The sequence below is a fragment of the Buchnera aphidicola (Brachycaudus cardui) genome (assembly GCF_005081945.1).
GTDB classification, from domain to species: Bacteria; Pseudomonadota; Gammaproteobacteria; order Enterobacterales; family Enterobacteriaceae; genus Buchnera; species Buchnera aphidicola_AN.
Genome location: NZ_CP034879.1, coordinates 447,538 through 459,997, shown reverse-complemented (window position 1 = coordinate 459,997; position 12,460 = coordinate 447,538). Strand labels below are relative to the sequence as shown.

General features: G+C 24.8%; 12 protein-coding genes and 3 tRNA genes. 9 read left to right on the top strand and 6 right to left on the bottom strand.

Features of this window, described 5'->3' with window-relative positions:
• The first annotated feature begins 11 nt into the window (after positions 1-11).
• From ispF to queD, 3 genes are all read left to right on the top strand, one after another.
• A complete protein-coding gene (ispF, locus tag D9V67_RS02165) occupies positions 12-488 on the top strand; it encodes a 2-C-methyl-D-erythritol 2,4-cyclodiphosphate synthase (RefSeq protein WP_158359675.1) in 477 nt (158 codons plus the stop codon).
• A 221-nt stretch (positions 489-709) separates the two neighbouring features.
• Positions 710-1,558, top strand: coding sequence for a peptidoglycan DD-metalloendopeptidase family protein (locus tag D9V67_RS02160; protein WP_261979674.1), 849 nt, complete (start codon positions 710-712; stop codon positions 1,556-1,558).
• A 45-nt stretch (positions 1,559-1,603) separates the two neighbouring features.
• Entirely contained in the window at positions 1,604-1,981 is a 378-nt protein-coding gene (queD, locus tag D9V67_RS02155; protein WP_158359673.1) for a 6-carboxytetrahydropterin synthase QueD, read from the top strand.
• Positions 1,982-1,994: 13 nt separating this feature from the next.
• Here the strand turns inward: queD and queE are convergent, their stop codons facing one another.
• The 4 genes from queE to glnS form a co-directional block, all read right to left on the bottom strand.
• A complete protein-coding gene (queE, locus tag D9V67_RS02150) occupies positions 1,995-2,651 on the bottom strand; it encodes a 7-carboxy-7-deazaguanine synthase QueE (protein WP_158359671.1) in 657 nt (218 codons plus the stop codon).
• A 99-nt stretch (positions 2,652-2,750) separates the two neighbouring features.
• Positions 2,751-4,058, bottom strand: coding sequence for a phosphopyruvate hydratase (eno, locus tag D9V67_RS02145; RefSeq protein ID WP_158359669.1), 1,308 nt, complete (start codon positions 4,056-4,058; stop codon positions 2,751-2,753).
• A gap of 44 nt (positions 4,059-4,102) precedes the next feature.
• Entirely contained in the window at positions 4,103-5,734 is a 1,632-nt protein-coding gene (locus D9V67_RS02140; protein ID WP_158359666.1) for a CTP synthase, read from the bottom strand.
• 234 nt (positions 5,735-5,968) lie between these two features.
• Positions 5,969-7,651 (bottom strand): glutamine--tRNA ligase, encoded by a 1,683-nt coding sequence (gene glnS, locus D9V67_RS02135; protein WP_158359664.1) that lies wholly within the window; start codon positions 7,649-7,651, stop codon positions 5,969-5,971.
• A 140-nt stretch (positions 7,652-7,791) separates the two neighbouring features.
• On the opposite strand from glnS, the gene D9V67_RS02130 reads away from it, so the two are divergent.
• The 5 genes from D9V67_RS02130 to D9V67_RS02110 all read left to right on the top strand — a co-directional run bounded on the left by D9V67_RS02130 (position 7,792) and on the right by D9V67_RS02110 (position 9,542).
• Positions 7,792-7,865, top strand: a tRNA-Met gene (locus tag D9V67_RS02130).
• A 10-nt stretch (positions 7,866-7,875) separates the two neighbouring features.
• A tRNA-Leu gene (locus D9V67_RS02125) sits at positions 7,876-7,957 on the top strand.
• Positions 7,958-7,994: 37 nt separating this feature from the next.
• Positions 7,995-8,069: transfer RNA gene (locus tag D9V67_RS02120), tRNA-Gln, on the top strand.
• A gap of 183 nt (positions 8,070-8,252) precedes the next feature.
• Positions 8,253-8,918 carry a ribose-5-phosphate isomerase RpiA gene (gene rpiA, locus D9V67_RS02115; protein ID WP_158359662.1) on the top strand — a complete coding sequence of 222 codons (666 nt, stop codon included), beginning with the start codon at positions 8,253-8,255 and terminating at the stop codon, positions 8,916-8,918.
• Between the two features lie 27 nt (positions 8,919-8,945).
• A complete protein-coding gene (locus tag D9V67_RS02110; protein WP_158359659.1) occupies positions 8,946-9,542 on the top strand; it encodes a 5-formyltetrahydrofolate cyclo-ligase in 597 nt (198 codons plus the stop codon).
• Between the two features lie 54 nt (positions 9,543-9,596).
• On the opposite strand, the gene D9V67_RS02105 is transcribed toward D9V67_RS02110, so the two are convergent.
• Both D9V67_RS02105 and D9V67_RS02100 read right to left on the bottom strand, forming a co-directional pair.
• Positions 9,597-10,334 carry a 16S rRNA (uracil(1498)-N(3))-methyltransferase gene (locus D9V67_RS02105; RefSeq protein ID WP_158359656.1) on the bottom strand — a complete coding sequence of 246 codons (738 nt, stop codon included), beginning with the start codon at positions 10,332-10,334 and terminating at the stop codon, positions 9,597-9,599.
• 4 nt (positions 10,335-10,338) lie between these two features.
• Entirely contained in the window at positions 10,339-10,971 is a 633-nt protein-coding gene (locus D9V67_RS02100; protein WP_158359654.1) for an endonuclease, read from the bottom strand.
• A gap of 319 nt (positions 10,972-11,290) precedes the next feature.
• Here D9V67_RS02100 and metK point away from each other — a divergent pair, with 319 nt between their 5' ends.
• The gene (metK, locus tag D9V67_RS02095) at positions 11,291-12,430 is read left to right on the top strand and encodes a methionine adenosyltransferase (protein WP_158359652.1); all 1,140 of its coding nucleotides are present in this window, start codon (positions 11,291-11,293) and stop codon (positions 12,428-12,430) included.
• Positions 12,431-12,460: the final 30 nt, after the last annotated feature.

The following is a 12,460-nucleotide window of genomic DNA, read 5'->3' as shown; positions in this document are numbered from 1 at the left end:
AGGATATATTCATGAGAATTGGATACGGTTTTGATCTTCACTCGTTTGGAAATAAAAAACCATTAATTATTGGCGGTGCTTTAATTCCTTTTGAAAAAGGTTTGATTGCTCATTCTGATGGTGATGTTTTAATACATTCTGTGATAGACGCATTATTAGGTGCTACTGCAATAGGTGATATTGGTACTTTTTTCCCTAGTAGTAATAAAATATATAAAAATATTGATAGTAGAATACTGTTGAGAGATATTTGGAAAATCATACAATTAAAAAATTATGATATATGTAATATTGATATTACAATTATTGCGGAATGTCCAAAAATGTCTTCTTATATATTTTTAATAAGATCTAATTTATCCTTAGATTTACATACTAATATAGATAATATTAGTGTAAAAGCTACAACTGCTAATATGATAGGATGTATTGGAAGAAAAGAAGGAATTGCTTGTCAATCTGCCGTAATTCTTACACAAAAAATATAAAATGAATTTCTTTTTTGAAAAAATGGAAAAATAATGTTATTAAAAATTTTTTTATATAAATTATTTTTTTTTATGTTTATATCTTTTTTTTATTGTAAGTATTCTTTTGTTTTATCTTCTCAGAATAGTAATAAGACAGTTTTGATAAAAAACAAAGATTATTGGAATATTGATTTATATGAAAAAAGTAAAGAAAAATTATTTTTTTTAAAAAAAAACGAATGCTTTTCATTTTTACAATCAAAAAAAAAAAAAAAAATATAAAGCAATATACATTTAATATTAGTAATAATAATTTTATTGGTATTTTTAAAAAAAATCGATTTAAAATATTTTATATTGTTAAATCAAAAGATACTCTTTATTCTATTGCTAAAAAATATGGTCATAATTATTATGAATTATCTAAATTTAATTTTATTAATAAACCTTATAAAATTATAGTAGGTCAAAAAATATGGATAGGAGATTTTTTAATAGATAAAAATAAAAATAATTGTTTTATTTTAACTTTTAATAACAATAATAAAAAATACACTTCTTGTGAAGTAATGTTAAATCAAACATTTAAATGGTCAAAATTTTTTAAAAATCATATACAATATAAAACGAGTCAAATATGTTTTTTTTATAATAACGAGATTAAAAAAAACTATTTTTTTTCAAATAAGAAATCTTTTGACTCTTCTGAATATTGGAATTGGCCTATTAAGAGTAAAAATATTCAATATGAGTATCATGATAAATCAAATAATAAAGAAATAGAATTTTTTGGTGTTAAAGATCAACCTGTTTTTGCTGCAGCTACTGGAAGAGTAATGTTTATTACTAATGAATTTAAAAAATATGGTCGATTAATTATCCTAAAACATAAAAACAATTATCTTAGTATTTATGCATTTAATAATTTAATTTTCGTCAAACAAAAAGAAATGGTATATGTTAATCAAAAAATTGCTACTATGGGTTTATCTGATACAAAAATAGCAAAACTTTATTTTGAAGTTCGTTATAGAGGTAAATCTATAAATCCATTGAATTTGTTGTCTAAAAATGGTATAAATAAATAATTATTACATTTTTTTAACATAAAATTATATATTTTTTATACATATATGAAAACTATTATCTTTAAAAATTTTTCTTTAGAAGCTGCACATTATTTACCGTACGTTCCTAAAGAACATAAATGTAGACGACTACATGGTCATTCTTTTTTAATTCGTTTGGAAATAGAAGGTGAAATTGAAAATAAAACTGGATGGATAATGGATTATGCTGATATAAAATTAATATTCCAACCTATTTATGAACAGTTAGATCATCATTTTTTAAATGATATATCTGGTTTAGAAAACCCTACTAGTGAAAATTTAGCTAAATGGATTTGGATTCGTTTAAAACCTAATTTACCTCTCTTAAGCACTATAGTGATTCAAGAAACTTGTACATCAGGTTGTATTTATAAAGGTGGTAATAAAAAAAATAACTGAGAAGATTAATATCTTATTTTATTAAGATATATTTATGTAACTGTATTGATAGTCGCCAATTTTTTATTATACAATTTTTTATACATATTTTTAATGCTTCTTGATTTTGACTGATAGGTTGTAAAAAAACTCGACATTTTTTATTTTTAACCATGGATAGCATTTTCTCTAAATAAAATAAATCTTCTTGTTTTAAAATCGGATATTTTATTTCATCAGAACGTAATATTGATGCGGGTAATGTATTTTGATGTTGTTTAGGGGAAACAGTGACCCATGTATTTGAAGAACATTTTATTATTTTGGTACCGCTAGTTTCTATTTGACATTTAAATCCTTGTTTTTCTAATTCTGTAGTAAGATACAATAAATTATATATACAAGGTTCTCCACCAGTAATTACTACATGTTTAGCCGTCCATTCTTTTTTTTTAATATTCTCAAGAATTTGTATAGCATTAATATAACTCCATGTTTGATCAGATATTTTTTTTTTAACTAGTTCTTCATAAGAAATTTGATTATTATTTGAGCATGTCCATGTATATTTAGTATCGCACCATTGACAACGGACAGGACAACCTTGTAATCGGATAAAAATTGATGGCGTTCCAGTATAGTAACCTTCGCCTTGTATTGTTTGAAATATTTCATTAATTGGATAATTCATATCTTTCCGTTTTTATTTTTTTAGAGTATTAATTTTTTAGAAGTAAGAAACAGGCATATGTTATAAAATACCTGATTCTTTTTTTTACATTTTATATAATTAAAGTGTTAATTTAATTGATTGTAATCCTTGAAAAGGTGCATTTTTTGTACCTAAATTTTCTTCTATTCTTATTAATTGATTATATTTTGATGTTCGATCAGAACGACTCATAGAACCAGTTTTTATTTGTCCTGATGATGTACCTACTGATAAATCTGATATAGAAGTATCTTCTGTTTCACCTGATCGATGAGAGATTATTACATTATAATTTGATTCTTTTGCCATTTTTATAGCTTCAAGTGTTTCTGTTAACGTGCCTATTTGATTTAACTTGATTAATATAGAATTTGCAATACCTTTTTGAATACCTTTTTTAAAAATTTTTGTATTAGTAACAAATAAATCATCTCCTACTAATTGTAGTTTATTTCCTAAAATATTTGTTTGATATAAAAAACCTTCCCAATCAGATTCATCTTGTCCATCTTCAATAGATATAATAGGATATTTATTAGATAATTTTTCTAGATAATGAGTAAATTCTTTTGAAGAAAATTGACTTTTCTCTCCTTTTAATTGATATTTTTTTTCTTCTTTATTGTATAATTCAGATGCAGCACAATCTATAGCAAATCGTATATCTTCACCTAATTTATATTTAGTATATTTATGTATAGCATCTTGAATGACATCTAAAGCTTCTTCATTAGATTTTAAGTTTGGTGCATATCCACCTTCATCTCCTACTGCTGTACTCATACCTTTTTCTTTTAGTAGCTGACCTAATGCATGAAATACTTCACATCCCATACGTATAGCTTCTTTTATATTCTTTGCACTCACCGGTTGAATCATAAATTCTTGAATGTCAATATTATTATTAGAATGTTTTCCACCATTGATAATGTTTATCATAGGAAGAGGCATAGAAAATACACCTTTTGTATTATTGATTTCTGCTATATGTTCATAAAAAGGTATTTTTTTACATAAAGCAGCTGCTTTTGCAACAGCTAAAGATACAGATAAAATAGCATTAGCACCTAATTGAGATTTATTAATTGTACCGTCTAAATCAATCATAGTATAATCAATATTTTTTTGATTTTTAGCATTTTTATTTTTTAATGCACTAAATATTTTTTCATTAATTAATCTTACTGCTTTTTTTACTCCTTTCCCTGTAAATCTATTTAGATCTTCATCTCTTAATTCTAGTGCTTCTAAAGAACCTGTAGATGCACCAGAAGGAGAAGAAGCTATTCCGATAAATCCGCCTTCTAAATGAACTTCAGATTCTACAGTAGGATTACCTCGAGAATCTATTATTTCTCGAGCTACAACTTTAATAATTCTAGACATTTTTTCCTCAATATATTTTAAAAATATTTTTTGATGTAATTATATTAATTTTTTTTATTTTTTCCTGCTGATTTTATAAAATCTATAAATAATGGATGCCCATCTCGTGGTGTAGAAGTAAATTCAGGATGAAATTGACATGCTAAAAACCATGGATGATTAGAGATTTCAATTATTTCGGCTACATTATTATTTTGAGAGCGCCCAGTTACTTTTAATCCAGCTGTTTCTATTTTTTTTAATAAAATATTATTTACTTCATATCGATGTCTGTGTCTTTCTATGATAATATCTTTATTATATAGTTTTCTAGACAAACTATTAATGCTTAATTTACAGGGTTGACTGCCTAGTTTCATAGTACCACCTAAATCAATGTTATTATTTTTTTTTGTATACTTTGTACATGTATGTATGTTTTGATTATTTATTAAATCTATAACAGGATATTTACATTCAGGATCAAATTCTGTTGAATTGGCTTCTTTAATTCCTACTACATTTTGTGCGAATTCTATAATTGCTATTTGCATTCCTAAACAAATACCAAAATATGGAATATTATTTTCTCGTGCGTATTGTATAGATAATAATTTCCCGACAATACCACGATCTCCAAAACCACCAGGTATTAAAATGCCATTAAGTTTTTTAAGTTGTCTAACATTTTTATTTTTTATATTTTGTGAATTAATTAATTTTATATTTACTTTTATTTTATTTTTTAAACCTGCGTGTTTAAGAGCTTCTATTACAGATTTATAGGCATCAGGTAATTTAATATATTTTCCAATAATTCCAATAACAATTGTTTTATTAGAGCTTTTTTCTGCATTAATTACTTTTTCCCATTCTTTTAAATCAGCTTCAGGAGCATTTAATTGAAAATATTCACATATATAATTATCTAATTTTTGATTTTTTAATAATTTTGGAATTTTATATATTGAATCAACGTCTTTTAAAGATATTACAGCATTAACTGGTACGTTACAAAATAATGCAATTTTTTTTCTTTCATTAAGAGGAACAGTTTGTTCAGATCGACATATTAAAATATCTGGTTGTATACCTATTGAAAGAAGTTGTTTTACTGAATGTTGAGTAGGTTTAGTTTTAATTTCACCTGCTGTAGAAATATAGGGAACTAGTGTTAAATGTATATATATAACATTCTTACGGCCAATATCAACTGCCATTTGACGAATTGCTTCTAAAAATGGTAGAGATTCAATATCTCCAACAGTCCCACCTATTTCTACAAGAATAATATTATTATTTTTGGAACATAAAATAATTCTTTCTTTAATAGCGTTAGTGATATGAGGTATGACTTGAATTGTTGCACCTAAATAATCACCTCTTCTTTCTTTTTGTAATACTTGAGAATAAATACTTCCTGTAGTAAAATTATTTAAACATGTCATTTTAGTATGAATGAATCGTTCGTAGTGACCTAAATCTAAATCTGTTTCAGCTCCATCTTCAGTAACAAATACTTCTCCATGTTGAGTAGGACTCATCGTTCCAGGATCTACATTAATATATGGATCTAATTTAATTATTGTTACTTTTAAGTTACGCGCTTTTAATATTGCACCTAATGAAGCAGCTGCAATTCCTTTTCCTAAAGATGAAACTACTCCACCAGTGATAAAAATATAATTTTTAGTCATGCTAAATATAAAAATATTAGTTAAGATGAATAAGTATTTAATTTAAAAATTTTATTTATTATATTTGAATATATAGATTAATAGAAAAATTTTTATATTATTAGAGTTAATAAAATTTAAAAAATATCAAAATAATTTTGATAGATATGTATCTATATTTATCACTTGATTTTTTTTATAAAATATAAGTAAGATTATATACTGATACTTATTAGTAATGTTTTTTATTTTAATTTATTTTTTTAAATTCCACGAGTCGCGTAAATGAACAGTTCGATTGAATATTAGTTTATTTTTTTTAGAATCTATATTATCTAGACAGAAATATCCAACTCTTTCAAATTGAAAAAATATTTTTTTATTTTTAATATGCATTTCTTTCTGAATTTTTTTTGCTATATTTTTCTCAATAAATCCTTTTTTTATTACTAGTGAATCTGGATTAATATAAGATAGAAAGTCTTCTGTTTGCTCGGGGTTTTTTATTTTGAATAGTTGATGATACAATCTAAATTCTGCTGGAAATGAATTTTTTATTGCAATCCAATGTATAACTGAAGGATTTTTTTTATTTTTTGGTTTTCTTCCTAAAGTTGTTATATCACAATAACATATTATACTAATAATATTATCATATTCATCTTTATCTATTTTTTCTGCTTTTATTACATAAGCATATCTTAAACGTATTTCTTCCCCAATTTTCAATCTTTTATATTTTTTATCATACTTTTCTTTAAAATCAGAACGTTCAATATATATAATATTAGTAAAAATAATTTCATGAGTACCTAATTCAGGATTATTAGGATGGTTTGGAATTATTAATTTTTCTTCATAATTTTCATCTAGATTGTATAAAAATATTTTAATTGGTTCTAATACTGCCATAGTACGTATTGCTGTTTTATTCATTTCAGTTCTAATACAATGTTCTAACATCGAAAATTCTATTAAATTATTTTGTTTAGTAATACCGATTTTATGACAAAATTCTTTAATAGAAGATGGTGTATATCCTCTTCTTCTTAATCCAGATAGTGTAGATATACGAGGATCATTCCAGCCTTTAATGATATTTTTCTCAATTAGTATTTTTATTTTTCTTTTAGATAAGAGTGAAAATTCTAAATTTAATCGAGAAAATTCATATTGTTGAGGATATTGTGTAACGCTTGTATTTTTTAAAATCCAATTATATAAACATTTATTATCTTGAAATTCTAATGTGCATAATGAATGTGTAATTCCTTCGATAGAATCAGATAAGCAATGAGCAAAATCATACATAGGATATATGCACCATTTTTTTTTAGTTTGATGATGTTCAGAAAAAATAATGCGATATAAAACAGGATCACGCATAATAATAAAGGAAGAATTCATATCAATTTTAGCACGTAAGCATGCTTCTCCTTCATGAAACTCTCCTTTTTTCATTTTTGAAAAAAGTTGCATATTTTCTTTAATTGTTCTATTTCTATATGGACTATTTCGTCCTGGTTGTTTTAGACTACCTCTATACTCACGTATTTGTTCTTTTGTTAATTGATCTACATAAGCTAGTCCTTTCTTAATTAATTCTTTTGCATACTGATATAACTTTGAAAAATATTGAGAAGAATAACAAGTATTATCATAATTATAACCTAACCAATGAATATCATATTGAATAGCATTAATATATTTAATATTTTCTTTTAGTGGATTAGTATCATCAAATCTAAGATTACATTTTCCTTTATATATTTTAGCTAATTCAAAATTTAAACATATTGATTTAGCATGACCAATATGAAGATAGCCGTTTGGTTCAGGTGGAAATCGAGTATGAAATAATAAATCTTTATTTTTTATAAAATCTTGATTTATAATTTCACAAATAAAATTATTATATTTTTGAATTTTTTTATCCATTTTATTTCTCTTATTAATTTATATATATATTTTTAAAAAATATAATATGTATGATGTTTTTTAATATAATTTTTATTGATTATTTAATTGATATATTATAAAATAATAGCATTATTAATAAATTAATAAATTTTTTATTAGGCTACGTAGCTCAGTCGGTTAGAGCACAGCACTCATAACGCTGGGGTCATGGGTTCAATTCCCATCGTAGCTACTATTTTTTAGCGGGAGTGGCGAAATTGGTAGACGCACCAGATTTAGGTTCTGGCGCCGAAAGGTATGCGAGTTCAAGTCTCGCCTCCCGTATAACTACTAAATATATTTTCAATATGTATTAAAATTATGGGGTATAGCCAAGTGGTTAAGGCACCGGTTTTTGATACCGGCATCCCTGGTTCGAATCCAGGTACCCCAGCCATTCTAAACAATATCTTTTTCTATTAACTGCCTAATATAAATAATATTTATTAAATAAAGAATATAACATTATTATTTAAAAATACTAATTTCATATATTAAATATTTACCCAAACTAGATCAAAAATATATTATTTATTCTATTGAATAAGTACCATGTTAAAATAAAATAATTTTTTATATTATGAATTTAAATCAATTAAAAAAACAGGCAGCATGGGCTGCACTGGATTATATTTATCCTGGTTCTATTGTTGGAGTTGGAACTGGTACAACAATTTTTTATTTTATTAAAGCTTTAAGTACAATAAAAAATTTGATATGTGGAACAGTATCTAGTTCTAATAGTTCAACTGCTTTATTAAAAGAACAAGGAATACAAGTATTTAATTTAAAACATTTTAGTTCTATAGCTCTTTATATTGATAGTGCGGATGAAATAAATCATCATTTACAAATGATTAAAGGTGGAGGTGCAGCTTTAACTAGAGAAAAAATTATTGCTGCAATGGCGCAAAACTTTATTTGTATTGTTGATAAATCAAAAAAAGTAGATGTTTTAGGAAACTTTCCGTTACCTATTGAAATTATTCCTATGGCAATATCTTATGTTTCAAAAGAAATGATAAAAATTGGAGGAAAACCGAAATACCGGAAAAATGTAATTACTGATAATGGTAATATAATCATAGATGTATATAATTTATGTATAAAAGATCCTATATTAATGGAAAAAAAAATAAATGCTTTACCTGGAGTGGTCACAGTAGGTTTATTTGCTTCTAGAGGTGCAGATACCGTTTTAATTGGAACAAAAACAGGAATAAAAACTATTAAAAAAATAAAATGATTTTTTTAATATATATATATACATGCTATGTTATCAAAAATTTTAAAACACCGCAAAAATATTCGTCAATATATGCGCTATATGCGTCAATCTTTGACAGTAAAACAACAATATAATGCATCTATACAAATTTCTCATTTAGCATGTAATTATACATTGATTCGTAAAGCTAAAAATATAGCTGTTTTTTTACCTTTTGATGGAGAAATAAATACATATCCTTTTATTTTAAAGTTATGGTTAAATAATCAAAAAGTTTTTCTTCCTATAATAAATTCAGTTCATAATAAAACGTTATTATTTGCTCATTTTACTTCTAAGTCTATTTTATATTGTAATCAATATAAAATATTTGAGCCTTATTTTCATACTCAAGATATTATTTCAACATCTGATTTAGATGTCATAATAGTACCATTAGTAGCTTTTGATAAGACAGGTGCTAGATTAGGTATGGGTGGTGGTTTTTATGATATTTGTTTAAAAGATTGGAGAAAAAAAAATATTTTACCAGTAGGTTTTGCTTATAATTTTCAATTAGTTCATAATATACCTAAACAATACTGGGATATTTCATTACCTGTTATTTTAACTCCTGATCAGATATCTTTTTTTGGATCATGAAATATTGAAATATTGAAATACTAAAATATATATTTATATATATTTAAGATATTTTTAAAAATCACCAAATTTTATTTGTAATGCTGTAATGGCTACAATAGCAGCCGTTTCTGTTCTTAAAATTCTCGGACCTAATTTTATTGGTAGAAATCCATACTTAATAATTTTAAAAATTTCATTTTTTGAAAAACCTTTTTCAGAACCAATAATTATTCTAACGTATTTTACACATGGTGGTAAATCATTAAGTGTCAAAGTAGATTGTGGATGAAAAATAATGTTTATACTATTGTCTGTATTATTCTGACACCATGAAAAGATATCTTGTGCATTTTGAATCATTGGAATAATATTACGATGACATTGTTGACATGCAGAAATAATTATTTTTTTCCAATGCTCTATCTTATGAGAAACGTCAATCATATTTTTTTGAGTATTCGTACTTTTAAAAAATAATGGTGTGATAATATTAACACCCATTTCAATTGATTTTTGAATAGTAAAATTCATTTTATCATTTTTAGAAATCACTTGTCCTAAATGAATATAAAGAGGAGATTCAATATTTTTAAATTGATGTTCAAAAATTTTAATTTTAATTATCTTTTTAGAAAGATATATAATTTTAGCAAAAAAAATAGAATTAGTATTGTTAAATATCTCTATTATATCTTGAATATTCATTCTTAAAACTGTTTTAATGTAATGAATATGATCTTTTGATAAAGATAAAACTTGATGAATCTTTAATTCATTTTGAATATAAATACGTGGAATATTTTTTTTCATATTGTTATTTTTTTATACATTTGTTATAAATATAATTATTATGATAACCTTGTGCATGAAATATTAATTTTTCTCTTTCACATTCCCATTTTGTTACAGGAAATTTATTATCCCATATTTTAAATAATTTTTTTTGTTTTAAAGATAAAATAATTTTATATTTTTTACTCATATAGAAATAAGTTCGTGCTATAGCTCCACGAGATCTTTCAGGTGGTTCAATTAATCTTTTTTTGAAATCTATTTTTATATTACATTGTCCGTATTGAGGTAATTTATTATTTAATTCACTATACATAAAATTTGAACGATCTCCATTTATTTCTCCAATAGCTGGTTGTAAATTATGAATATCAGATTCAATATATTTGTATATAACATCTGTTGCAATACATTTTTTACGCCCTCCTTTTTTCCAGCATTTTTTTTGATGTCCAAATTGCCATGCTGGTACTACATGTTCCCATTCAATTCTTGTCGCACGAATTTTATTTTTTCGAATTTTATATCCACAAGACGCTAAATTAGGAATCCCTTTTTTTTGCTTCCAAATAATTTTACATCCACAATAAAAAGATCCTGGTGCATGTTGATGAATTTTAATTGCTATAAGTTTTGCTTGATAGAAATCATGTATATTACTTTTCTTAAAGTCGTTGTTTTTATTTAAACATAAAAAAAAAACATACTAATTAGAACAAATATTTTTTTTATCATTTTGATTTTATCTATTTTAAAAAATCATTTTTTATATATGATATATTTTATTTAATATATAACAAATATATCTATATTTTATTTGTTTAAAATAAAGTCTCTTAGTGTTTTGAAAGACATATTGTAATTAATATTTTAATATACTTTAAAAAATATATAAATCTTAATATATTTAATATTAAGTATTTTATTGTTTAACAATATCGCAATAAAATTTTTAAAAATAAGGTAGATATAAAATGAATGAATATTTTTTTACATCTGAATCTGTTTCAGAAGGTCATCCAGATAAAATTGCTGATCAAATTTCTGATGCTTTGCTTGATGCAATACTTAAACAAGATATAAAGGCACGTGTTGCCTGTGAAACTTACGTAAAAACAGGTATGGTGTTAATTGGAGGTGAAATTACAACAACTGCATGGGTTGATGTTGAAGAGATTGCTAGAAATACTATTAATAATATTGGTTATATTAATTCTGATGTAGGATTTGATGCTAATTCTTGTGCTGTTTTAAGTGCTATAGGTAAACAATCACCAGATATCAATCAAGGTATAGAAAATATTAATTTTTTAGAACAAGGAGCTGGTGATCAAGGAATTATATTTGGTTATGCTACGAATGAAACTGAAGTTTTAATGCCAGCACCTATTACTTATGCTCATCTTCTAATGAAAAAACAATCTGAATTAAGAAAAAAAAATATTTTATCATGGCTTAGACCAGATGCTAAAAGTCAAGTAACATTTAAATACAAAAATGGAAATATAGTAGGAATCGATACTGTAGTTTTTTCTACACAACATGTAGAAAATATTAGTCAAATTATTTTAAAAGAAGCGATTATGGAAGAAATTATAAAGCCAGTATTACCAAATAAATGGTTAACAAAAAATACAAAATTTTTTATCAACCCTACCGGTAGATTTGTTATAGGAGGACCTATGGGTGATTGTGGTTTAACTGGTCGTAAAATTATTGTTGATACTTATGGTGGTATGTCTAGACATGGAGGAGGTGCTTTTTCTGGAAAGGACCCTTCAAAAGTAGATCGTTCTGCAGCCTATGCTGCAAGATATGTTGCTAAGAATATTGTAGCGGCAGGTTTAGCTGATCGTTGTGAGATTCAGCTCTCTTATGCAATTGGAATAGCAGAACCAACTTCTATTATGATAGATACCTTTAATACTGGAAAAATAAGTAATGCTTCTTTAATTTCTTTAATTCGTAAGATTTTTGATTTGCGTCCATATGGAATTATAAAAATGCTTGATCTACTTCAACCTATTTATCTGAATACAGCAGTTTATGGTCATTTTGGTAGAGAAGAATTTCCATGGGAAAAAGTTGATAAAATAAATTTATTATCTCAATAAAATTATTAATTTTTTAATATCTATTTAAAT

Excerpts from the sequence above, each read along its gene's own strand:
- D9V67_RS02105 (WP_158359656.1), bottom strand. The coding sequence starts at position 10,334 with ATGAAAAAAAATATTCCACGTATTTATATTCAAAATGAATTAAAGATT.
- queD (WP_158359673.1), top strand. The coding sequence starts at position 1,604 with ATGAAAACTATTATCTTTAAAAATTTTTCTTTAGAAGCTGCACATTAT.
- D9V67_RS02110 (WP_158359659.1), top strand. The coding sequence starts at position 8,946 with ATGTTATCAAAAATTTTAAAACACCGCAAAAATATTCGTCAATATATG.
- eno (WP_158359669.1), bottom strand. The coding sequence starts at position 4,058 with ATGTCTAGAATTATTAAAGTTGTAGCTCGAGAAATAATAGATTCTCGA.
- glnS (WP_158359664.1), bottom strand. The coding sequence starts at position 7,651 with ATGGATAAAAAAATTCAAAAATATAATAATTTTATTTGTGAAATTATA.
- ispF (WP_158359675.1), top strand. The coding sequence starts at position 12 with ATGAGAATTGGATACGGTTTTGATCTTCACTCGTTTGGAAATAAAAAA.
- D9V67_RS02140 (WP_158359666.1), bottom strand. The coding sequence starts at position 5,734 with ATGACTAAAAATTATATTTTTATCACTGGTGGAGTAGTTTCATCTTTA.
- queE (WP_158359671.1), bottom strand. The coding sequence starts at position 2,651 with ATGAATTATCCAATTAATGAAATATTTCAAACAATACAAGGCGAAGGT.
- metK (WP_158359652.1), top strand. The coding sequence starts at position 11,291 with ATGAATGAATATTTTTTTACATCTGAATCTGTTTCAGAAGGTCATCCA.
- rpiA (WP_158359662.1), top strand. The coding sequence starts at position 8,253 with ATGAATTTAAATCAATTAAAAAAACAGGCAGCATGGGCTGCACTGGAT.
- D9V67_RS02160 (WP_261979674.1), top strand. The coding sequence starts at position 710 with ATGCTTTTCATTTTTACAATCAAAAAAAAAAAAAAAAATATAAAGCAA.